Genomic DNA, 23,292 nt, shown 5'->3' with positions numbered 1-23,292 from the left:
TTACTCTACACTCAGATAAAAATGATAGTTAGGCTGACCGCCGTAATACACTTCCACCTCTAATGCCGGAAAAGCCCAGCCAAGATCAGAAGCCATTTCTTCCGCTGCCGCTTCACTTACCGAATCGCCATAATACAACGTAATCAAGGAAGATTCTTTTTGTACCAACTTGGCGGCCAATTCCTTCAACGCAGCAAACAGCGTTTCAGCCGAGCAAACGACTTTGCTGCCCTTAAGACCGATATATTCGCCGGTTTTTACGAGGTTCCCCTGCACCACACTGTCACGCACCGCTTGCGTCACACTGCCTGACTGTACGGCCTCGGCCGCTTCCTTCATGTTTTTCAGATTTTCTTCTAGCGAAAGCGCCTCTTGGAAAACCGTTAACGCCGCTAGCCCCTGAGGAATCGTCGTCGTCGGAATCATTTCCAAGCGTTCGCCTAATAACTTTTTCGCCTGCGCAGCTGCTAACACAATATTTTTATTATTAGGCAGCAAAATATAGCGTTCTGCCTGTCCGGAATGAACCGCCGCTACAAAATCCTCGACAGGTGGATTCATGGTCTGACCGCCAGCAATACATTGCGCTGCGCCCAGCTCTGCCATAATTTTTTCCAGCCCATCGCCAGACACGACAGATATTACCGACAGCTTTTTCACAGGTGCCGCATTATAATGCTGGAGATGCTGGTGTTGATCGGCCATATTGTCAATTTTAATTTTATGAACAGCCCCCCAAGTTAAGGCCTGTTCTAGGACAAGACCGGGATGAGCGCTGTGAATATGCACCTTCACTAATTCATCGCCAGGCGCCACAATGAGTGATTCGCCAAAAGGCTGTAAAACTTCCCGCACTTTTGCTACCGATAAGCTGCACGGCTGAACAATAAATTCCGTACAATAGGGGTGAGCGATCGTGAAGGTTTCCTGTCGACTGCCCGCAAACGCTACTGAAGCGGCGCTAGGCCCTTCCGAACTGCTAACTTGCGGCAGCGGCGCGGCTATACTTTTTCCGGCAAGTCCCTCGGCACAGCCCGCTAAGAAAGATAGCAAACCTTGTCCGCCGGCATCGACAACCCCAGCCGCCTTTAATGCAGGCAAGAGCTCTGGCGTACGCTGTAAAGCTTCCTCGCCTGCCTGGATCGCTTCCGCTAAAATTTCCAAAAAGGGCTTTTCATCGCGTACCGCCCGATGAGCGCCTTTGGCAATACCCTTAGCCACAGTTAAAATAGTACCTTCGACTGGTGTAGATACAGCCCGATAGGCATATAAAATCCCGTATTGAAAAGCTTTTCCTAGTTCGGAAGATGTAGCTTTCTGCTTGCCAGTCAAACCACGCGCAAGCCCACGGAAAATCTGAGCCAGAATCACTCCCGAATTACCTCTTGCGCCTAAAATAGCGCTATCAGACGCCCGCTTGCTTAAAAAACCAATCCCGCCTTGCGGCGCTTCTTCTAAGCCCTTCACTGCCGACTGAATTGTCAGCATCATATTCGTTCCTGTATCGCCATCAGGTACAGGAAATACATTTAAACGGTTAATCGCCTCATGATCACGCAGGAAAGCGCTGTAAGCCCCACGAATCATCTGGCGAAATTCTTCTCCATTAATCAATTTCGTTTCTTCTGTCATCGTCTTTCCCCTCTCTTCACCAGCCTTACAAGCGTTCTTGAACAATGACACCTACAAGACCGGGTCCCAAATGAGCCGCTAAAACAGATCCGCCTGTCGATAAGGAAAAAGAAGCCTGCGGCAGACGTTCCTGCAAAACGGCACGAAGCTTCTCGCCCTCATCTGCGGCGCCAATATGCACCACGCCAAAAGATTCAACCGATCGTTCCGCCGCAAGTTTGACGATTTCCTCAACCATGCGTTCAATAGCACGTGAACGGGTCCGAACCTTTTCTAAAATTTCCACTTTGCCTTCTACTAAATATAACACCGGTCGAATTTTTAAAATACCGCCGAATAATGCGGCAGCACCGCCGATTCGACCGCCCTTATGCAAATATTCCAATGTACCAGGTACAAAAAAAGTATGATTCTTTGCGGCTAAATTGCGCAGCTTAGCCACCATTTCGGAAAAAGCAACGCCTTGCGCCGCAGCCGTTAGTGCATCCTCGGCTAACTGAACCATACCAATCGCCGTTGTTCCCGAATCAACTACGGCTATCTTGTCACAAGCGACAGAGCCGCACAGCGATTGCGCCAGTTTAGCGCTACGGACCGTACCGCTAAGCGCAGCCGCCAGAGTAATCACCAATATTTCCGCCCCTTCTTGTAGCAAGGGCTCAAATACGCCTTGAAAAACGCCTGGCGCTGGTTGCGATGTTTTCGGAAAACCTTTGCCTTGATCAATCAGGGAAAAAAGGTCTTCTGCTTCTAATTCGTTTTCTTTATATTCATGGCCGGCAAATTCTACCGACAGCGGTACAATATGTACATTAGGATGCATAGCCAGCCACGCCGGATCAGGATGGGCCGTACTATCCATAACAATATGTAGGTTCATCACACTAAGACTCCTTTAATTCATCAGTTCTTTTACTATTGTATCAAATTATTTTCACGAAATATACAAAAACAAGGCAGAGTAAAGCCATCGCACCGTTTGCCACAATCAGACAAAAAGACTAATTTTTTTGTCTTTCTCTTTGAAAAAAAGGGGAAAAGGCGTTAAAGAACGAATTTTTTAAAAAACGTTTGAAAGAGGAGTTTATAAATGGAAACACAGCAGCATTTATTTGCCTTAGATATTGGCACACGCAGCGTCGTTGGCCTTGTGGGCGAAAAGACAGAACACAACACCATTCAAATTATCGCCTGCGATCGTCAGGAGCATAATACGCGGGCCATGCTTGACGGTCAAATACATGATGTGTTGGAAGTAGCTAGTGTAATCCGAGAAATCAAAGACCGTCTGGAAAAGAAAACAGGCCCTTTAAAAAGCGTTTCTGTAGCTGCGGCCGGACGAGCTTTATGTACTATAAAAAGTTCTGCGGAACTCGATATTCACACCCATGGCATTTTGAAAGTGGAAGATGAACGAGCGCTTGATCTGACTGCCATTCAAAACGCCCAGCACCAGATAGCTACCTCTGGCTCGGTCCCCAACCCTTCCGATTATTATTGTGTCGGCTACAGTGTCGTTGCCTATTCCCTGGACGGTCTCTTCTTAAAAAGCCTCATCGGGCAGCGCGGCAAAAAAGCCGAAGCCGAAATTATCGCCACCTTTCTACCGCGTCAAGTTATTGACTCCTTAGAGTCAGCCATTTCTAATGTCGGTTTGGAAATGGCTACACTGACATTAGAACCAATTGCCGCCATCCATGTCCTCATTCCGCCGACTATGCGTCATTTAAATCTGGCCCTTGTCGATATCGGCGCTGGTACTTCTGACGTAGCTTTAACAAAAGACGGCACTGTTGTCGGTTATGGCATGGTTCCCTGCGCGGGCGACGAAATCACGGAAGCAATTTCGCAAAAATATCTCCTTGATTTTAATATTGCCGAAGCAGCGAAACGACAGCTTCATCATAAAAACCGTAAAGTTTCCTTTATGGATGTACTGGGCTGCTCGCATAAAGTATCAACAAAAGAAATTACAGAAAATATTGCGCCAACAGTCAATGATCTGGCCCAAGCCATCGCTAAAGAAATCCTTAGTCTCAACACCGAACCGCCCCAAGCAGTCTTGCTTGTTGGCGGCGGTTCCTTGACGCCCCTACTACCAGAGGCATTAGCTTCCGCTCTAGCCATTGATCAGGGCCGTGTGGCCATTCGCCGTCCCGAAAAAGTAGACGGACTTGAAACGATTCCCGAAGATCTTCAAGTACCTGATGCCGTCACACCGCTTGGTATTTTAAAACTGTCTTCCAGCCAACACCTCAACTTTATTTCCGTCACCCTAAACGACATGCCACTTCGTCTATTCAATTTGGGAAGTCTCGCCGTAGCAGATGCTCTGCTAGCTGCGGGAATTGACATCCGCGAATTGTCAGGGCGACCCGGACTGGGTCTGGCCCTTAAAGTAAACGGCAAAACGCAGTTCGTCCCTGGCGGTCAGGGAAAACCTGGCTCCATTACACTAAATGGCAACCAAGTGTCCTTTGATGAAAAATTGAATGATCACGATGTACTTGTCGTCAAAAAAGGCGTAGACGGCAAAACACCTACGCCGCAATTACAAGAAGTCGTTGCCTTACCTCCCTCGATAATGGTTACAGTTAATAATGAGCTTTATACCGTCCATCCCGTTCTCAAAATTAACGGCAAAGCGGCTTCGACCGATTCTCGCGTCGCTGACCGCGATGAAATCATTTGTCGCCCCGCGCAAACCCTGCGAGAAGTATTAAAACTTATTGATTTTCCAGCAACGAAACGCGAATATACTTATAAAGTAAACGGATCACCGCGTACTTATGTGGTAGACTCCTCTTATAAGATCAATGGACTTCCAGCCGATCTTTCAACGACCGTAACCCCATCTTCAGTCGTTGAAGTGATCCTGCCGCCAGAACCAAAACTGTATCAAGTGATTGGCCTGCGCAACGATTCCGAAGAATATATGACCGTGCACTTTAACAAAAAGCCTTTAAGTGTTCCCAGCCGAGTTTGGCAACTTAAAGTCAATGGCGCTATCGCCCAGCCTGACGCACCGGCGACAGATAAAGCCGTGATTGAATATACTAGCAAAGAAAAACAACCCATGATTAGCGATGTCATGCTAGCAGCTCGCTTTTCCCAGCCCACGACAATCCGCGCTAAAAAAATTGAAATTCTCTTAAACGGTTCCCCCGCGGAATTTACCAGCTTCGTCAAAAACCAAGACAAAGTCGATGTAATCATCAGCTTTGCCGATGGGGAATAAAATTATAATAAAGTAAAAGGGCTGTCACGCTAAGAAAAGATTCTCTTAGCACGACAGCCCCTTTAGCTATTTAAAAATTATTATAAATCATTGTGGGCGCCATCACAAAACGGTGCGTTTTTGCTGTGCTTACAGCCGCAGAAAAATGCGGTTTTATCTTCTTTTGCTGTAAAAGCAACGGGAGAAAAGGCAGTTCCTTGATGGGAGCCATCACAGAAAGGTTGTTTCGCACTTTTGCCACACGAACACCAATAATAGGTTTCTCCGGCTTTTACATCCACAGGAATTGGATTTTTTTGAGCAACTACTGGTTTTTCCATCAAAAATCACTCCACTTTTAAAATTTACTTACACCCCTTAGTCACTATAAAAAGGAAAACGGATACGGCCTAGCTACAACATTAATTCTTAACACAACGCTGACCGTCCAACTCTATTCCTCATGTTCATTTGAATTAATAGCCTTGATATGATACCCTACACTTTAGAGGTGCTTTTATGAAAAAATTTATCAAAGTAGTCGGCGCAATCATCGAAAATAACCAAGGTGAAATTCTCTGCGCTCTCCGGTCGCTGCAAATGAGTTTGCCTAACTATTGGGAATTTCCCGGCGGTAAAGTAGAAAAAGGCGAAACACTATCTGAAGCCATCGAAAGAGAAATTCGCGAAGAACTCAAATGCCAGGTTCAATATATCGAACCATTTGATGACATTACCTATGAATATGAAACTTTTACAATCAATTTAATTACATTGAAATGCAAACTAGTTTCTGGTTCTCCTGTCGCAACGGAACATGCGAAATTAATTTGGCTGAAAAGAGAATATCTTTTATCGCTAAACTGGGCTCCTGCTGATATCCCCACTATCGAAAAACTAGCTAAAGAAAAAGAAGTATAGTAATCTCATCTGAGACTACTATACTTCTTCTTTATAGTGATATGTTTGTAGTGCTATTCTCGTTACCATGTTGGAAATACAGAGCCTTGAAAGTGTTCTTCAATAAACTTAGCAATTGGTTCCGAGTCATATATTTTTACAAATTTTTGAAAAGTAGGATTATCCTTATCTTCTTCTCTTGCTACAATATAACAACCCCAAGGAGAATTTTTATCTTCTAAGATTAATGCATCTTTCTTCGGATTTAATCCCACATTCAGTGCATAGTTCGTATTAATTGCCGCAAGGTCAACATCCTCTAGCGAACGGGGAGTTTGTGCAGCATCGACTTCTATGAATTTAATATTTTTGGGGTTCTCTGCAATGTCATTAACAGTAGCCTTCATGCCAAGACCAGGCTTTAGTTTTATGACCCCAGACTTTTCAATCAACATCAATGCCCGTCCAGCTTGCGTAATATCATTAGGAATCGCTACAGTAGCACCTGATTTCAAATCATTTATAGACGTAATTTTTTTGGAATACGCGCCCATGGGAAGAATAATTGATTTGCCAATCATTGAAAATTTATAACCTCGCAAGCCACTCTCACTATCAAGAAATGGTTTCGTCTGAAAAGCATTCATATCTAGGCTTTTCTCTCTTAAAGCCTCATTGGGTTGAATATAATCATTAAATTCGACAATCTCGACATTTAGGTTTTGTTTTGCCGCTTCCTTTTTAACCTGCTCTAATACTTCCGCACCAGGCCCAGCTGTAGTACCAACTCTTACAGTTGGTGTACCATTTTGATTATTTGATTGTTTAGAATCAGTAGAACTTCCACACCCGCTTAAAATTCCAATTACCAAAATAGCTGTCAGTCCAATCATAGCTACTTTTTTCTTATTCACGTCAAAATTCCTCCCTGCGCTTATTGGTAGTACACAAAAATCCCCTTCAGAAACGGCTGAAAAAAGTTCCCCCCTTTTTATAAATGAATAGATCATGCTTCAACTAAAGAAATTTATATCTACAGATGATTTTCTTTAGTGCAAGTGTGTTTCACAATTTTGAAAAGAAAAAGACCAAAGAAGTAAGATATCTAATCTTACTTCTTTGGTCTTCAGATTCCTGATCAACCATTATTGAATTGTACCCGGAGATTCATTGCTAGTGTTACTAGTTTACAATGACTTTACTACTCCTGTCAACAGGACTGCAGTCAATGAATTGTATTCGTTATCCACGTAATATTCCTCGAACCTGCGACTCACGGCTTAGAAGGCCGTTGGTTACCCTTATTTTCTATTTCTTGCTTTTCACGACTTCGCCAAAAGCCACTTTGCTTGCGGCAATGGTTTTAGCAATATCTTCGTCGCTGTGAGCAAGCGACATGAAGGCGCATTCAAACTGCGACGGCGCCATATAGATTCCTTGACGCAGCATCGCATGGAAATACGTTGTAAAGGCGGCAAGGTCAGACTTCGTAGCTGATTCATAATCCGTCACCGGATCATTGCTGAAAAACATACCGAACATCGAACCAATCTGGTGATACTGATAATTCAGCCCATAGGATTCAGCAGCCGAGCGAATTCCCTGGCATAGCTGCGTGGTTTTTTCGGTGAGAAGCTTATAACTTTGTGCTGCATTTTCTTTCAGCAGATTGAGAGTCACATAACCAGCTGTCATGGCGAGCGGATTGCCGCTCAGCGTTCCGGCCTGATACACGGGGCCAGCCGGAGAAATCATATCCATAATGTCCGCCCGTCCGCCATAAGCAGCTACAGGCAGACCGCCGCCAATCACTTTGCCGAGGCAGGTAATATCAGGCGTAATCTGATAAAGTTCCTGAGCGCCGCCAAAAGCACAACGGAAACCGCACATGACTTCATCAAAAATGAGCAGAGAGTCATACTGTTTCGTAATTCGGCGTACTTCTGCCAAATAACCGTCCTTCGGCAGGACTAATCCCATGTTGCCCGCAATCGGCTCAATGATTACCGCAGCAATTTCGGATCCTTCTTTGGCAAATACAGCCTCTAGTGCCGCACTGTCATTATAGGGAACAGTAATCGTCGTATTGGCTACGGCTGCTGGAACGCCAGGACTATCAGGTACACCGAAAGTAGCAGCGCCAGAACCAGCTTTCACGAGCAGACTATCATGATGGCCATGGTAGCAACCTTCAAATTTTACAATTTTGCTGCGGCCGGTAAAGGCTCTAGCCAAACGCAGCGCACTCATCGTCGCCTCTGTACCAGAATTCACCATGCGCACCCGTTCAATATTCGGCATAATTTCCCGTACTAGTTTGGCCACTTCGGTTTCTAACAGGGTAGGAGCACCAAAACTTGTCCCCTTGGTGACGGCTTCTTGCAGAGCCTTGGTTACAGCATCATGGCTATGGCCTAAAATACAAGGTCCCCATGACAGCACATAATCGATATAATCATTGCCATCAATATCTTGAATATGGGAACCATGAGCGCTGGCAATAAAGGGAGGCGTACCGCCCACACTGCGGAAAGACCGCACGGGACTATTTACGCCGCCGGGAATATATTTTTTCGCCTCTAAAAAAGCGGCAGCTGATTTTTCTAGTGAAAAAGCCATTATTTGTCCCCCTCAGCCAACCACTTGGCAGCATCCATGGCATGATACGTAATAATCATATCAGCCCCGGCCCGTTTCATGCTTGTTAGAGTTTCCAGAACCGTCCGTTTCTCATCGATCCAGCCATTGAGAGCGGCTGCCTTGATCATAGCATATTCGCCACTGACATTATAAGTCGCTACAGGTACATCAAAACGATCTTTGACTTGGCGAACAATATCTAAATAAGCAAGCGCTGGTTTGACCATGACAATATCAGCGCCTTCGGCCAAATCGAGCTCGACTTCGCGGATAGCTTCTCTGCCGTTAGCTGGATCCATTTGATAGGTCCGTCTATCGCCAAACTGCGGCGCTGAATCAGCAGCATCACGGAAAGGTCCATAGTAAGCGGATGCATATTTGGCCGAATAAGCCATAATGGTGACATCTTCAAAGCCCTTTTCGTCAAGGGCTTCACGCATAACGCCAATACGTCCATCCATCATATCAGAGGGAGCGACAATATCAGCGCCTGCTTCGGCATGGCTAACAGCTACCTTTGCTAACAACTCTAAGGTTGGGTCATTATCAACCGTTTCGCCCTTGGTCATGCCGCAATGGCCTGTCGTCGTATATTCGCACATACATACGTCCGTAATGACTAAGAGTTCTGGCACTGCTGCTTTAATGGCGCGAATGGCCTTTTGCACCGGACTACTCTGATCCCAGGCGCTGCTGCCTTGTTCATCTTTATACTCTGGCAGTCCAAACAGGATAATGCCGGGGATGCCCAAAGCTTGTACCGCTTTGGCTTCAATTACTGCTTCATCGACTGACAAGTGACAAACGCCAGGTAGACTTGGTATTTCCTTCCGTACCTTTTCACCAGGTACAACAAACAAAGGATAAATAAAATCATTGGGCGTAAGTACCGTCTCACGCACAAGATTGCGAATTCCCGCGGAGGCGCGCAAGCGTCTGGGGCGATAAGTCAAATTCATCACAGATTCCTCCTCTTAAAGCGTGCCTTGTTGATAATATTCTTCAATGGCCGTCACAAGTCCGGCTATGGTATATTCTAACGCTACGATCGTCGGTTCAATACCTGCTTTCAGGCACGTTTCTGCTGTAATCGGCCCAATACAAGCCACGGTTACGGTTTGCAGCAATTCTTTGCCGCCTTCGCCTAAAAGATCCAGCAAATTTGTCACAGTAGAAGAGCTTGTAAAGGTAACAAGATCGATTTCACCTTGCCGTAATTTCGCGGCAATTTGACTGCCGTCCGTATCAGCCGTAATGGTCTGATAAACCGGAACGACTTCCGCTTCCACACCGCATTCTTTCAGTTTTGCCGGTAAAAGATCCCGCGCAACAAGGGCTCTCGGGATCAATACTTTCATACCGGGAGTCAACTGCGGTGACAACATTTCCACAATGCCTTCGGCTCTAAACTCAGTCGGCACAAGATCCGCGCAAATGCCAAATTTTTTGAGCTGATTGGCTGTCTGAACGCCGATGGCTGCTACTTTATTTTTCGCAAAAGCTCTGGCGTCTTTCCCGTTTTCACGCAGTCTGGCAAAAAAAGCGTCGACGCCGTTCGTGCTCGTAAAGACAACCCAGTCATAAGTGTCTAACTGATTAATGGCTGCATCGACAGGAGCAAAGCTCTCAGGCGGCACAATTTTAATGGAAGGCGCTTCAAAGCATTGAGCGCCAAGAGCCTCTAATTTGCTTGTCAGCGCACTGGCCTGCTCTCTGGCTCGTGTAATAAGAATTTGTTTGCCAAAGAGAAGTTTCTGGTCAAACCAAGCGAGTTCGTCACGCAATTTGCTGACTTCTCCCACCAAAAAGATTGCTGGCGGCTTAATTCCTTGTTTTGCTACATCACTGGCTGCCGCTGCTACGGTGGTAATCAATACACGCTGCTCCGGCTTCGTACCCCAGCGAATAACCGCTGCCGGTGTATCGCCGCTACGACCATGTTCCATTAATTTCTTGGTAATATGAGGCAGATTTTCTACGCCCATCAAAAAAACAAGAGTATCTGTCCCTGTAGCTAGCTTATCCCAGCGAATCGTGGACTCCGGTTTCGTCGGATCTTCATGACCAGTAATCACGGCAAACGATGTAGCAATGCCGCGATGAGTCACGGGAATCCCCGCATAGGCCGGAACCGAAATAGCGGACGTAATGCCAGGAACAATTTCAAAGGGCAATCCAGCTTCTTTGAGTTCCAACGCTTCTTCGCCGCCACGACCAAAGACAAAAGGATCGCCTCCTTTTAAGCGGATTACCTTTTTCCCTTCTTGGGCAAGCTTCACAAGTAGTTTATTGATATCTTCCTGCCGCATCGTATGCTGACTGGAAGCTTTACCGACATAGATCATTTCGGCGTCAGGCCGTGCATAGGAAAGCAGTCTGGGATCAGCCAGTCTGTCATAAACAACCGTATCGGCCTCTTTTAAATATTCCAAGCCTTTTACACTAATTAATTTATAGTCACCGGGGCCTGCGCCCACTAAGTATACGATTCCCTGAGTATTCAAAGACTTTCCTCCTTATTCGATGGCGCTTAAAATTTCCGCTCCGCCAGCAGCAAGCATTTCTTCGGCTAAAAGAACACCCAGTTTTTCCGGTGCTGCCGTAGTTCCCGTCACTTTGCGACGAATGACGGTTTTCCCATCAAGGGAAGCAATGACGGCTTCTAATAAAAGCTCGTTACTAGCGAGTGTGCCTTTCACACCAACTGGCACCTGACAGCCGCCTTCGACGCGTGCTAAAAAGGCTCTTTCTGCGGCAATTGCCTGATAGGTCGGCTCATCATGAAGAAACGCCAATAGGGAATTGACTGCTTCATCGCCTTGGCGGCTTTCAATAGCGAGCGCTCCCTGACCTACTGCCGGTAGACAGAGACTCTCTGGTAAAATTTCCGCAATCCGCTCTTCCCAACCAAGACGTTTTAACCCGGCTGCCGCTAAAATAATGGCATCAAAATGGCCTTCATCGAGTTTTCTGAGCCGTGTATCCAAATTGCCCCGCAGACTTTCAATGACAAGGTCCGGCCGAGCATGAAGCAACTGCGCTTTACGGCGCAAGCTTGACGTACCAACACGGGCGCCCTGAGGCAACTCCGTAAAGGATTTATATTTCGTGCTAACAAGGGCATCGCCGGGATCATGGCGCTCCGTAATCGCCGCAAGCATCAAGCCTTCCGGCAATTCCGTCGGCATATCTTTTAAGCTATGGACGGCCAGATCAATATCGCCTTGCAGCATAGCTACTTCTAATTCTTTCGTAAACAATCCCTTGCCGCCAATATTGGCTAAAGGAACATCTAATATTTTATCGCCAGTTGTAACTACATGCTTTAATTCCACCGTCACAGCAGGATGCTGGCGACGAATCAGGCCGGCAATATGCTCAGCCTGCCATAAAGCCAGTTTACTAGCGCGCGTACCGATGACAAGATTTTGCTTCACTTAATGCACCTTCTCCAATCGTGTCCAGTTTATGAAGCTTTTTCAAAGCTTCCAGATAATAGGCTTCCTTATCCGTCCCAGCGCTTTCGTTGATTTTAATGAAAGGATCACGCAGCAGCTTACGGACAATCATCTTAGACATATTTTCAATTACTTTACGTTCTTCTTCGGTCAAATCAGGTAGTTTGGCCAAAGCCTTTTTCATCTGATATTGCCGCATTCTTTCGGCTTTTGCCGTTAACCGAGAAAAGACCGGTCTAAATGAAAGATACCGAAATTTATCAACAAGACCGCTTAATTCTTCACTAATAATCTGCTCAGCGAGCAAAGCTTCCTTTTCCCGCAAGCGCATATTAGATTCGACTACAGCTTCCAGCGCATCAATATTATAGAGCTTAACGCCAGCAATCGCTTCCACTTCAGGCTCTACATCGCGCGGCACAGCAATATCGATTAGAACAAGAGGCCGTCCATTGCGTTTCGGCATGATATGAGCAACTTCCCAGGAACGAATCATATAATGGGGCGCTCCTGTAGACGTAATAATAATATCGGCGTCAATAGCACAATCAAGAAATTTTTCAAACGGAACAGCTACACCAGAAAAACGATCTGCCAAATCTACAGCCCGCTCATAACGACGGTTGGAAACAAAAACGGTTTTTACACCATTTTCTACAAGATGTTTCGCTGTAAGTTCGCTCATCTCACCAGCGCCTAAAATCAATACATTCGAATCCTGTAAGTTTCCTAGCACTTTTTTCGCCAATTCGACAGCAGCAAAACTGACGGATACAGCATTAAAAGCAATCCGTGTTTCTGTTCTTACCTTTTTACCGACGGCAATCGCCCGATTGAACAGCGTATTTAGGACGGTGCTCGTCGTCTTACAGTCTCTAGCTACAGCATAGGCCTTTTTTACCTGGCTAAGAATTTGCCCTTCGCCAATAACCAAAGAATCAAGACTGGAAGCAACACGGAAGAGATGCTCAATACACTGTTCTTCCTGATAATAGAAAATATAATCATCCATATCGACAGGCCTTGCCGCTAGTCTCTCTAAAAAAGCCTGCATTTCTGGCAGCGCGTCATCAGCATCATCGACAACGGCATACATTTCCGTACGATTGCAAGTAGAAAGAAGTACACATTCGTGGATCATTTCATACTCATACAAATACTTTAAGGTCTTATGAATTTGTTCATCGCTAAAGCGAAAACATTCCCGCACATCAACAGGTGCTGTTTTATGATTGAGTCCCAATACAACAAGCTGCATAACGAATCTTTTCCTCCGCCCTTTTAATCTCACCGGCTTTTAATAAAGCCAGAACTTCCTTATCTAAACATTTTTGCCAAAAAGAGCACCGCTCTTTCGAGGATAAATTTTCCTGTTTCAAATCGCAGCGAATTTGCCCCAAAAGTTCTAGGTAAATACCATATTCCTCGCCATACTCGGCAGCCAGCTGTTCTTTCACCAGCCGGGCAAATTTCGGACTATGGCCGCCTGTCGATACAGTCAGCAGCAAATCATTTCGCTTCACTTGAGCTGGTACGGTAAAATCACATAACTCTGGTGCGTCAACTACATTTACGAGAGCTTTCGCTTCCTTGGCCTCTTGTGCAGCTAGCCGATTCACCGTGGCGTCATTGGTGGCGCAGATCACGAGAAAGAAATCAGCTAATTCGCCGGGTTTATAGGCACGCAAATAAGCTGACAGCAACTCCGTTTCGGCCCATTTCGACAAATTATTCGTCAAGGTAGGGCTAAAAACCGTCACTTCAGCTTCAGCGGCAAGAAGAGTCTCTACTTTTCGTTCAGCAACCACGCCGCCGCCAATCACAGCGCAGCGTCTTGCCTTTAAATTCAGGTTTACCGGATACACACCCACAGTTATCACCACAATATAAACTCTCTATCAGTATGATTCGCTTTTAAATGATTGAATCCTTTTACAATTTCAAAAATGCATAAAAAAAATAGCCCTGTAACGGGCTGAAGTGAGGGGTGTATTTCTAACATGTGAAAATTATAACATAGGATTTTCGCAAATACAATAGGGCCTATGAAAAAATATCAAAAAATTTCATCATTATTTTAAAAATAAGCAAAAAAATCGTCGGCTGAATGGTTTAACCCAACCATGCCGACGATTTAAAGACAAATCAGGGGAATTAATTATTATCTTTGCCGACAACGACAGTAACATGGTTGCTATCATCGCGACTTACTTGCAGATTATATTTAAAGCTCAAGTTATTCAACTTTTCCAAGGCCGCCGAATTTGACGTATGGGCCACCACAACCGTAGTCGCCGTCGGATTGCCTGGTGTCACTGAAGATACGTCAAAACCTTGATCACGGAGCATTGCTGCCACCTTAGTACCTGTCGCGCTAACACCACTCGAATTAATTACATCAACTTGGATCTTTGCTGATGTTGGCGTTGCAGGCTTTTTCGGAGCCGCTGTTTTATCTGTGGCCTTTGGCGAATTCGGTGAAGCAGGCGCTTTTGGCTGTTCCACAATCTTCATTTCTTTCGGTACTGCCTGGGTATACTCACTAGCGTGGCGTTCTGCGGTTGCCAGATATTTCGTATCGGAAATGCCCATAACATGAGCCATATATTGACGTACTGCCACAATATCAGGCAGCCAATAACTGATATCCTGAATATAGGCTGGCTTACCAGGAACCATCACCGTTTCTAGTCCTTGTTTCTGGGCTTCTTTCATGATCTTGGCAAGATTTAACATATCGCCTACTGTTAAATCAGTCTTTACTGCTGCAAAAACCTCGCTGATAATCGCCGGAATCTTCGGCAATACAGAAGGACTCGTGACTTGATCGAGAATGGCTTTCATAAAATGCTGCTGCCGTGCGACACGGCCAATATCGCCTTCTTCATCGCGATAACGTACATACTGAATTGCCGTTTTTCCATCCATGTGCTGCATGCCTGGCTGCAAATCAATGACAAGGCCCCCGTCATCATCATAAGGATCACTGTAACGCATCCGTTTTTCTACATTAATATCTACGCCGCCAATGGCGTCCACAATTTTGTAAAAAGCCTTAAAGTTAATAAGCACATAATAGTCAACAGGTACGCCCACTAAATCCGCTATAGCCTGTTGGGATAACCGATGACCGCCATAGGCGTAGGCATGATTGATTTTATCATAACCGTGGCCAGGAATCTTCACACGGGAATCTCGCGGAATCGATAGTAGCGAGGCTTTCTTTTGCTTCGGATCTACGGTGAGTAACAGCGCTGTATCAGATCGCCCGACATCATCAGCCCGTTCATCAACACCGAGAATTAAAATATTTACTTTCTGTTCTGAGCCTTCTGCCGTTGCTGGCTTGGCTTTACTAAATTCACCATCAAACAAGAAAAAAGCTGCGCCAGCCGCTACGGCCGCCAACAGAAAAAACAAAAGCACGCCGATGAATATACGTTTTTTTCGACTCTTGCGTTTTCTTGCCAAACGCTGACCTACTCGTTCATCTGCCATATCAGCGCACCCCCTTATTAAAAGATAAAAGAAAGGCCCAATACTCTGGGCCAATTTTGATTATAACAGGATGCGACAAAGTCAGTCAACACATTTCTGACAAAAAAACGCAACCCCCGCTTTATTCAATTATGTCAAAACCAATATCTTCAACAGCTGTTTTAATTGCTGCCAGAGAAAGCTTAGTCTGATCAAACTGTACAGTAAGACGCTCTTCCGTTAAGCTCACGACGGCACTGCTTACTCCCTCAAGAGCAAGTACGGCGCCTTCTACTGCCTTTTGGCAATTGCCGCAGGTCATACCGCCAACACGAATTATTTCTGTAGTATTCAAGAAGCCTTCCTCCTTTCCCATCAAAAGATGTTTCGCTGCGAAAGGAGAAAAAACCTGCCACAATTTGCTACTGTCCTTTAGGAAACTTTTGATCGATTAGCCCCCATATTTCGGGCTGTTCTTGACCAAGACGCCAAATAGCGATCCCCGCCGGATTATACCTAGCTACTACATCAAGTTTTGCCGAGGTACTTTTGGCATTTTCAAACCAGACCTCACGGCCCTTATATTTAAACCAAGGCGCTTCGTCCTTATCATCATAATTGATTTTTACGCCATTTTGCTCTGCTTTGACGATGGCATCAACATACTTAACGGTCTCGGCAGCGCCTTTTTCCGGCCAATCGTAGCCGTAAGCGCCAACTCCAATAATAATTTTATGAGCGCCGCACTCATCTATGGCATACTTTACGTTCTTTTCAAACCAGCTAATTTCGGCAATCGGTCCAGGCGGCGATGTTGACCAGTGATGATCATAGGTCATAATCTGCAAAAAGTCACTATTTTGCGCTAGCGCCTTGTAGTCATAGGCGCCGGATACATCCTCTGCCACATCAACCTGCGGAAAAACCGAAATAATCACGAGTTTATTTAGTGGGTGGATTTTTTCATAAAGTTCCGCCATAAACGCAGTGAGATTATCGCGCTGCTTCGGTGGCAGCAGCTCGAAGTCAATATTGACGCCGTCATAAGGTTTTTCTGTTACGACTTTCACAATATTGTTGACCACTTTCGAGCGAGTCGCAGGATCCCCTAAAACAGCATCGGTAGCGCCTGTTTTATTCGTAATAAGCGGAAAAATCTTTAAGCCAAGCTGCCTGCCTGTATCATAGACAAGCTGGCTTTCTTTCGTTTCCAGTGTTCCATCGGCTGTAGCCCGATACCAAAAGGGCCCCACACCGGTCATCGAAGCAGCAAAGGTTTTCATGCTGGGAAAAGAGCCTGTCTGATCCGGCGTACCAGGATAGGGATTTTCGTAATAGCCGATGACCATGCGGGCTGGCATCGGCGGAGCTGGGTCCGGCGCTGGCTGCGCTGCTTGGTTCGGGTTATCAGGCAACGGCTTCGGCGCTGGTTTACCCAAACAGCCGCCAAGAAGCAAAGAAAACAACAAAAGAAAGCCCATCACATACAACAGATATTGCTTCAGTAACTTCATATTTTCACCCTTTCGCCAGTTTCACTTAACTTCTTTTCTTCTAGTATTGGCTGGCGAAAGTATCTTATGCGAAGCTTTTCATGAAAACAAACGAAAAAACAAACTTAATCTTCGTAGCTTCTGACGTAGGCAACTTCCAGATCGTCACTGGTAATTTCTTTTTCCCAACGGGCGACAACGACTGTAGCAATACAGTTGCCGAAAACATTACAGCAAGTACGAGCCATATCCATGACGCGGTCCACGCCAAGAATAATTGCAACGCCTTCTACCGGCAGGCCGAAAGCAGCAACCGTTCCGGCAATAACAATGATCGAGGCACCAGGCACACCGGCAATCCCTTTCGTTGATAACATCAAAGTAAGTACCATGAGAATCTGCGCACTCAAAGGAAAGTCAATCTGATACATCTGCGAAATAAATACAACGGCTAAACTGCTATATAAAGTTGAACCGTCAAGATTAAACGAATAACCCGTAGGCATAACAAAAGTTACGATATGTTTAGGAATCCCGAATTTCTGCAGTTTTTCCATGGCTACAGGCAAAGCAGCTTCACTCGATGCCGTCGAAAAAGCCAGTAGCAGCGGATCTTTAATGGCTCTAAGTACATGATAAAAATTAATGCGGCAAATAATTGACGCAAAGAGCACGATCAATGCTAAAAAGATAATCAGTGATAAATACAGTGTGGCAATGAGTTTTGCCAGCGGAATCAGCATAGCCAAACCAAATTTAGAAACCGTATAGGCGATCAACGCAAAGACGCCGATGGGCGCCAACTCCATAACATAGTGAGTCACTTTAAACATGACTTCCGTAACAGCGCTGCATAGCTTGACAACAGGCTCGCCTGTTTTTCCCATAGCGGCGGCAGCTACACCGAAGAAGCAAGCAAAAAAGATAATTGCCAACATATCTTGCCTAGCCATCACATCGACAATATTCGTCGGTACAATGTTCACGAACATCTGCATCAAGTCAATATGTTTGCCTGCTGCAGCCGTTACCGAACTGGCATCACCTGATACCGGTACGTTAACGCCTGCACCGGGCTGCGCAACATTGACGACAAATAAACCAACAAATAAAGCGACTGTCGTAGCAGATTCAAACCAAATCAGCGCTTTCGCACCAAGTCTCCCTAGTTTTTTAAAATCGCCAGTACCTGCAATCCCCATAACTAATGAACTAAAAATCAGTGGAACTACGATCATCTTAATCATGCGAATAAACATGTCACCAACTGGTTTCATCATCGCACCATAATACGGTGATAAAGCCCCGAAAGCAGCCCCCAAGATAAGTCCTAGAAAAATCTTGCTTGTGAGACCTAAAGTAAAACGTCCTTTCTTTTTTGCCTGCGTTTGTCTAACTTCCTCTTCCATAGTACTTCCTCCCCATCATTTGTTTAGTCATCTTTTTCTCACTTGTTTTTCCATCCTTTTTAAAAATATTTCCACAATAGAATTATAGCACAAATTCTCCGTTAAAAAGACAATACTAAAAAGCAACACGGAATGTACCAATCCTTGAGAGAATGACAATATTTGCAAATCCCTTAATATGGTACTTTATATTTATTATAAACATTACATTTACTTGAAAAAATAACAAATAATACGTTATATGTGTTATAATTATTTACAAAGAAAATGATTTTTTGCTTTTCTTTTTTGCTAAAGGTGCTATAATAGAAACAAATCTTCTGACTGATTTTTCAGTTAAATTAGACTATTTTTTTACAAGGGAGTGTATGATCTATGAGCCACAATGTATTAATGCCTGCTCCGCCGCTTGATGGTCCTGCTGTTAAAAAGCTGGAAGATGCACTCACAATCTCACCGAGTAAAAGCATTTTGTTGGAAATTAATAAAACCTTATATTTGCTCTCAAAAGAAGGGCATTGGTTCAAATTTTCGCTTCTAACGAAAAAACGTACCATAAAGCGAGCTACCATCTTTCAAACTCTGACCGACTTATATAATGAAGCAGTACACGGACAAGCTTGGCGGATTCAAAAACTCAGTCTCTAACAAATAAGGGCTATCACACGAAAGTGTGACAGCCCTTTAATTATTTCTGGCAATACATTCTAACAAAGCTAAGAATCACCCGAGCCGTAAGGCCCCAAATTACGTAATCATTATAGGTATAAAATAACACAGAATAAGCACTTCTTTTGCGCCAATCCCGATTAAATTGCGGTGACACAAGTTCAAAGGGAAAATTATCGCCAGGCCTTGTTGCCACTTCCATTTTGGCTCGTCGCGGTTTTTCATTAAAAAAATGCTCTACCGGAACAGTAAAGACTTCACTTACCTCTTTGGGATTGGGGGAAATCTTAGAAAAATCTCGGACAATTCCTACATGAGGGCAAATAATAACCCCTAGCGGGCTTACTACACATTTAAGTGAACCGAGAACTTCAATCTGCTTTTCTTGAATTCCTAGTTCTTCACAAGTTTCTCGTACAGCTGTCATGGCAGAACTAATATCATCCTTCTCTACCTTACCGCCAGGTAGACAAATTTCTCCAGGTTGCCAATTTAAGTCCCTTGAGCGAACCTCAAAAGCAATTGACCACTTTCCTGCTTCTTCTATCAATGGAATCAATACAGCGGAAGAAAAATAATCTCTCTCATTATCAATCAACTGGAAGCACTGCTGCTCATAATGCTGGAGACGGAATGTCAACTTGTCTTTATCCACAATAGTTCAACTCCTTGGACATTTTTACTGCTCTTCATTATATTCTGCGAAATAAAAAAAGAACCCTCTTTCCGTGAAAAAAAGCCGGAACCGCTTCAACTGCGGTTCCGACTTTTTCTAATATGAAACTTCTACATATTCGCCCAAAGCGCCGCCTGGACGAAGCATCGGAAAAACAAGTTCTTCTGGCGGGATTTTTACAATAATAACCATCCCCCTTGTTTGCTGCTGCGCCTGTTCATAAGCTGCAGCAAATTCATCGAGCGTTTTGACAAAAGCCGAATTAACACCGCAGGCGCCGACAAATTGTTGAAAGTCAAAGCTGCCAATGGTCGTTTCGGCATAACGCTCTTCATAAAATAGCGTTTGTAATTGACGGACCATGCCCAAACAGCCATTATCAAAAATAATACTAATCAGTCGTTTTCCTTCCCGTACAGCCGTAAACCATTCTGTCCCCGTCATCTTAAAGGCGCCATCGCCTGCCAAATGAATAATATCCGTATTGGGACAGGCAAAGGCCGCACCGATTGCCGCAGGAAGACCAAATCCCATCGTCCCAAAACCACCTGATGTAATCCACTGACGAGGCTTTTCGATCTTTAAGTTTTGAGCGGCCCACATCTGATTTTGGCCTACATCAGTAACATAGAGAGTTTCTTTTCCCTGCCTTACCTTGTTCAAATACTGAAACACTTGAGAAGCTGATAAACTGTCGCTATCGTATTCGATTGAAGTTTCCTGCCAGCTTGTCACGCGTTGCCGCCAAGCATCAAACTTTCTAGCTGTCATTTTACGACACAACTCATTCAGAATTGGTTCTATTGGCCCAGCTAAACCAACGGTAATCGCTACATTTTTATCTAGCTCAGTCTGATCAATATCGATATGAATAACCTTCTTATTACGGTGGTAGCCACTGGCCTTACCAGTAAGACGATCACTGAAGCGACAGCCTATTGCAATAAGGAGATCCGCTTCTTGAATCGCCCGATTGGCTTGTTTATGACCATGAAGGCCAGTTAAGCCCAAAAAGGTTTCCTGTGATGACGGTACTGCGCCAATTCCCATAAGTGTTGCTACAATGGGTGCCTGATACTTACGACTAAAATTAGCAACAGCAGCAGTCGCATTGCCGCGAATCACGCCGCCGCCCACTAAAATTACGGGCTGGCTTGCCGCTTCGATAATCTTAATCGCTTGAAAAAAGTCTGGTGAAACATCGCTTTTCGCTTTATCAAGGCCTTCTTGCAGATTTTTTTCTGCTCCATCCAGTCCCTGTCCTTGCTGTATAAACTTTTCTTGCGGAAGTGGTTCCCAGTCAACTTCACACTTTTGAATATCTACAGGAATATCAATCAAAACAGGGCCAGGCCGCCCAGAAAGCGCGATTGTAAATGCACGGCGCAGTGTGGGAACCAAATTTTGCGGCTTAGTAACTAAAAAGTTGTGCTTCGTAATGGCTAAGGTTAAGCTGACCATATCTGTCTCTTGAAAGGAATCACGTCCAATAAAGGCGGTTCCTACTTGGCCAGTAATTGCAATGACTGGTACAGAATCAAGATAAGCTGTTGCTAGTCCAGTAATCAGATTTGTTGCCCCCGGACCGGATGTAGCTAAACAAACACCAGCCTTCCCCGAAGCTCTCGCATAACCGTCAGCGGCGTGAACCGCTCCCTGTTCATGAACGGTTAGCACATGATGAATCGGGCCTTGATACAAAGCGTCATAAAGAGGAAGTATACTGCCGCCAGGATAGCCAAAGACAGTTGAGACACCTTGTTCAAGTAAACAATTTACAATCGCCTGGGCTCCTGACATTTTCACAATGGATTCCTCCTTATTTTTTCAACCATGGCATCATTTCACGTAATTCTTTTCCGACCTGTTCGATTTGGTGCTCTGCTTCATTCTTGCGTGCAGCAGTAAAGGCGGGTCGATTGAGCATATTTTCTAGCAGCCATTTTTCAGCAAACGTTCCATTTTGAATTTCTTTTAAAATTTGTCTCATTTCTGTGCGCGTATTGTCAGTAATAATCCGGCTGCCAGTTACATAATCGCCATACTCAGCCGTATCACTAATGGAGTAGCGCATATTTGCCATGCCGCCTTCATACATAAGATCTACGATCAATTTCATTTCATGGAGACATTCAAAATAAGCTACTTCCGGCTGATAGCCTGCTTCGACTAAAGTTTCAAAGCCGTTTTTGATCAAAGCCGTTAACCCACCGCAAAGTACAGCTTGTTCACCAAAAAGATCTGTTTCGGTTTCTTCCTTAAAGGTTGTTTTAATCGCCCCAGCTCTTGTGCCGCCGATTCCTCTGGCATAAGCCAAAGCCAATTCAGCTGCTTTTCCGGTAGCGTCTTGATGGACAGCAACCAGACAAGGAACGCCTTTCCCTTCTTCAAACATCCGACGAACCAGATGACCAGGACCTTTTGGTGCGACCATAAACACATCAACACCTGCTGGCGGAACAATTTGATTAAAATGAATATTAAAGCCGTGGGCAAAAGCAAGGGCGTTACCTGGTTTCAAATGAGGTTGAATGGATTCTGTATACACCTTACCTTGTTTTTCATCAGGAATAAGGATCATCACTACATCTGCTGCCGCTGCCGCACTGGCTACATCAGTTACGGAGAGACCGGCGGCTTTTGCTTTCGCAATAGAGGCGCTGCCTTCATGAAGACCGACAATTACTTTAACACCGCTTTCGTGTAGATTTAAAGCATGTGCATGGCCTTGACTGCCATAACCGATAATTGCCACAGTTAAGTCTTTCATTGCGTCCCAGTTTGCGTCTTTGTCATAATACATATTTGCCATCGTTCTCTCTCCTTAAATGCTTTTATTTTGATTTTTATTGTGTAAACAACTATTCACAAGCCACTCTGACATCAATCACTTCGATTAATTTCGAAAGCATGCGAATAAATTGCTGACTCACAGTTTCTTCCTCAGTTGTTAACATAATTTCTAAATGATCTTGCGCATCGTCCTTTTGAATCGACAAAGATTGGATATTCACTTCATAACGAGCCAAAAGGCGAAAGATACGCGATAGGGCATTCGGTTGATTTTCCACTATGAGGCACAACTGCTCTTTCATCTTACTCCTCCTCCTTTTAGCAAGCCATGTTGCCTTTATTTGCATATAAAAAAGCACCCCTGTGACATTTCTGCCGACAGGGGTGCTTGATGCACGGTACCACCCTAACTTTTACTCACTCCGATGTGAACAACGGTTCTGCGTTAACGGGCAGAAAGCGCTTTTATCTAATAAACAAATTTTGCAAACCTAAACGTTGCAAAATTGCCTTTCAACAAAGGGTTCCTGGGCGACTAATCAGTAGTTAGTTCCGTACCGGTTTGCAGCACCACCGGCTCTCTGTGAACAAGAAGCTAACACCTTTTCCCCAATCATAACCTTTTTGCATGTAACTTTGTAAAGTAGTATTGGAGATTATTATGCCATTTAGGTGTAAAGTTGTCAAGTGTAAATACAAAAATAAAATTAACTATTTTTTAGCCGACTTTGTAAACCATCTCGCAATCCCAAATTATTCTTGTAAATTCAAACCAATTATACAACAAAAAACCACTTCATCATGAAGTGGTTTTTTGAAATCAGCAACTATCTATCCTCCCAGGCCGTCGCCAGCCAAGTACTTTCGACGTATATGGGCTTAACTTCTGTGTTCGGGATGGGAACAGGTGGAACCCCATAGCTATCGT

The 23,292-nt window shown here is 44.7% G+C and carries 21 protein-coding genes and 1 rRNA gene; 3 read left to right on the top strand and 19 right to left on the bottom strand.

What is annotated here, in order from left to right; all coding sequences use genetic code 11:
• Both AC0NJP_RS07920 and AC0NJP_RS07915 read right to left on the bottom strand, forming a co-directional pair.
• Window positions 1-1,632, bottom strand: a complete 1,632-nt coding sequence (locus AC0NJP_RS07920; RefSeq protein WP_474699407.1) for a DAK2 domain-containing protein — start codon at window positions 1,630-1,632, stop codon at window positions 1-3.
• Between the two features lie 25 nt (window positions 1,633-1,657).
• On the bottom strand, window positions 1,658-2,512 hold the full coding sequence (locus AC0NJP_RS07915) for a DegV family protein (RefSeq protein WP_474699621.1): 855 nt from the start codon (window positions 2,510-2,512) through the stop codon (window positions 1,658-1,660).
• Between the two features lie 210 nt (window positions 2,513-2,722).
• On the opposite strand from AC0NJP_RS07915, the gene AC0NJP_RS07910 reads away from it, so the two are divergent.
• Window positions 2,723-4,870 (top strand): cell division protein FtsA, encoded by a 2,148-nt coding sequence (locus AC0NJP_RS07910; protein ID WP_474699406.1) that lies wholly within the window; start codon window positions 2,723-2,725, stop codon window positions 4,868-4,870.
• A gap of 80 nt (window positions 4,871-4,950) precedes the next feature.
• Here AC0NJP_RS07910 and AC0NJP_RS07905 read toward each other — a convergent pair whose 3' ends face one another.
• Window positions 4,951-5,190, bottom strand: a complete 240-nt coding sequence (locus AC0NJP_RS07905; protein ID WP_474041126.1) for a CDGSH iron-sulfur domain-containing protein — start codon at window positions 5,188-5,190, stop codon at window positions 4,951-4,953.
• A 178-nt stretch (window positions 5,191-5,368) separates the two neighbouring features.
• On the opposite strand from AC0NJP_RS07905, the gene AC0NJP_RS07900 reads away from it, so the two are divergent.
• Window positions 5,369-5,770: a (deoxy)nucleoside triphosphate pyrophosphohydrolase gene (locus AC0NJP_RS07900; RefSeq protein WP_474699405.1), complete on the top strand. Its 402-nt coding sequence runs from the start codon at window positions 5,369-5,371 to the stop codon at window positions 5,768-5,770.
• Between the two features lie 62 nt (window positions 5,771-5,832).
• Here the strand turns inward: AC0NJP_RS07900 and AC0NJP_RS07895 are convergent, their stop codons facing one another.
• The 11 genes from AC0NJP_RS07895 to AC0NJP_RS07845 form a co-directional block, all read right to left on the bottom strand.
• The gene (locus AC0NJP_RS07895; RefSeq protein ID WP_474699404.1) at window positions 5,833-6,663 is read right to left on the bottom strand and encodes a MetQ/NlpA family ABC transporter substrate-binding protein; all 831 of its coding nucleotides are present in this window, start codon (window positions 6,661-6,663) and stop codon (window positions 5,833-5,835) included.
• Window positions 6,664-7,057: 394 nt separating this feature from the next.
• A complete protein-coding gene (hemL, locus tag AC0NJP_RS07890; RefSeq protein WP_474699403.1) occupies window positions 7,058-8,368 on the bottom strand; it encodes a glutamate-1-semialdehyde 2,1-aminomutase in 1,311 nt (436 codons plus the stop codon).
• Window positions 8,368-9,348 (bottom strand): porphobilinogen synthase, encoded by a 981-nt coding sequence (hemB, locus tag AC0NJP_RS07885; protein WP_474699402.1) that lies wholly within the window; start codon window positions 9,346-9,348, stop codon window positions 8,368-8,370. The genes hemL and hemB overlap by 1 nt, the downstream gene beginning before the upstream one ends.
• A 15-nt stretch (window positions 9,349-9,363) precedes the next feature.
• Window positions 9,364-10,893: a uroporphyrinogen-III C-methyltransferase gene (cobA, locus tag AC0NJP_RS07880; protein ID WP_474699401.1), complete on the bottom strand. Its 1,530-nt coding sequence runs from the start codon at window positions 10,891-10,893 to the stop codon at window positions 9,364-9,366.
• A 12-nt stretch (window positions 10,894-10,905) separates the two neighbouring features.
• Entirely contained in the window at window positions 10,906-11,826 is a 921-nt protein-coding gene (gene hemC, locus AC0NJP_RS07875) for a hydroxymethylbilane synthase (RefSeq protein WP_474699400.1), read from the bottom strand.
• A complete protein-coding gene (gene hemA, locus AC0NJP_RS07870) occupies window positions 11,792-13,105 on the bottom strand; it encodes a glutamyl-tRNA reductase (RefSeq protein ID WP_474041133.1) in 1,314 nt (437 codons plus the stop codon). The genes hemC and hemA overlap by 35 nt, the downstream gene beginning before the upstream one ends.
• On the bottom strand, window positions 13,074-13,730 hold the full coding sequence (locus tag AC0NJP_RS07865; RefSeq protein ID WP_474041134.1) for a precorrin-2 dehydrogenase/sirohydrochlorin ferrochelatase family protein: 657 nt from the start codon (window positions 13,728-13,730) through the stop codon (window positions 13,074-13,076). Before AC0NJP_RS07865 ends, hemA begins: the two co-directional genes overlap by 32 nt.
• 271 nt (window positions 13,731-14,001) lie before the next feature.
• Window positions 14,002-15,345: an LCP family protein gene (locus AC0NJP_RS07860; RefSeq protein ID WP_474699399.1), complete on the bottom strand. Its 1,344-nt coding sequence runs from the start codon at window positions 15,343-15,345 to the stop codon at window positions 14,002-14,004.
• Between the two features lie 121 nt (window positions 15,346-15,466).
• A complete protein-coding gene (locus tag AC0NJP_RS07855; RefSeq protein ID WP_474699398.1) occupies window positions 15,467-15,679 on the bottom strand; it encodes a heavy-metal-associated domain-containing protein in 213 nt (70 codons plus the stop codon).
• A 67-nt stretch (window positions 15,680-15,746) separates the two neighbouring features.
• Window positions 15,747-16,838: a glycosyl hydrolase family 18 protein gene (locus AC0NJP_RS07850; protein WP_474699397.1), complete on the bottom strand. Its 1,092-nt coding sequence runs from the start codon at window positions 16,836-16,838 to the stop codon at window positions 15,747-15,749.
• A gap of 104 nt (window positions 16,839-16,942) precedes the next feature.
• Window positions 16,943-18,226, bottom strand: coding sequence for a dicarboxylate/amino acid:cation symporter (locus AC0NJP_RS07845; RefSeq protein WP_474699396.1), 1,284 nt, complete (start codon window positions 18,224-18,226; stop codon window positions 16,943-16,945).
• 375 nt (window positions 18,227-18,601) lie between these two features.
• On the opposite strand from AC0NJP_RS07845, the gene AC0NJP_RS07840 reads away from it, so the two are divergent.
• Entirely contained in the window at window positions 18,602-18,874 is a 273-nt protein-coding gene (locus tag AC0NJP_RS07840; RefSeq protein WP_474699395.1) for a hypothetical protein, read from the top strand.
• Between the two features lie 40 nt (window positions 18,875-18,914).
• Here the strand turns inward: AC0NJP_RS07840 and AC0NJP_RS07835 are convergent, their stop codons facing one another.
• The 5 genes from AC0NJP_RS07835 to rrf form a co-directional block, all read right to left on the bottom strand.
• The gene (locus AC0NJP_RS07835; protein WP_474041140.1) at window positions 18,915-19,550 is read right to left on the bottom strand and encodes an NUDIX hydrolase; all 636 of its coding nucleotides are present in this window, start codon (window positions 19,548-19,550) and stop codon (window positions 18,915-18,917) included.
• A 117-nt stretch (window positions 19,551-19,667) separates the two neighbouring features.
• Complete coding sequence (ilvB, locus tag AC0NJP_RS07830; protein ID WP_474699620.1) at window positions 19,668-21,371, bottom strand: biosynthetic-type acetolactate synthase large subunit; 1,704 nt, start codon at window positions 21,369-21,371, stop codon at window positions 19,668-19,670.
• Between the two features lie 19 nt (window positions 21,372-21,390).
• On the bottom strand, window positions 21,391-22,383 hold the full coding sequence (ilvC, locus tag AC0NJP_RS07825; RefSeq protein WP_474699394.1) for a ketol-acid reductoisomerase: 993 nt from the start codon (window positions 22,381-22,383) through the stop codon (window positions 21,391-21,393).
• A gap of 49 nt (window positions 22,384-22,432) precedes the next feature.
• Window positions 22,433-22,666 (bottom strand): ACT domain-containing protein, encoded by a 234-nt coding sequence (locus AC0NJP_RS07820; RefSeq protein WP_474041142.1) that lies wholly within the window; start codon window positions 22,664-22,666, stop codon window positions 22,433-22,435.
• Between the two features lie 516 nt (window positions 22,667-23,182).
• Window positions 23,183-23,292, bottom strand: a 5S ribosomal RNA gene (rrf, locus tag AC0NJP_RS07815); the annotation flags it as partial.

Source organism: Pelorhabdus sp. sgz311002 (assembly GCF_056134285.1).
The sequence above is the reverse complement of the archived record's forward strand: the minus strand, read 5'-3'. Positions and strand labels throughout refer to the sequence as shown.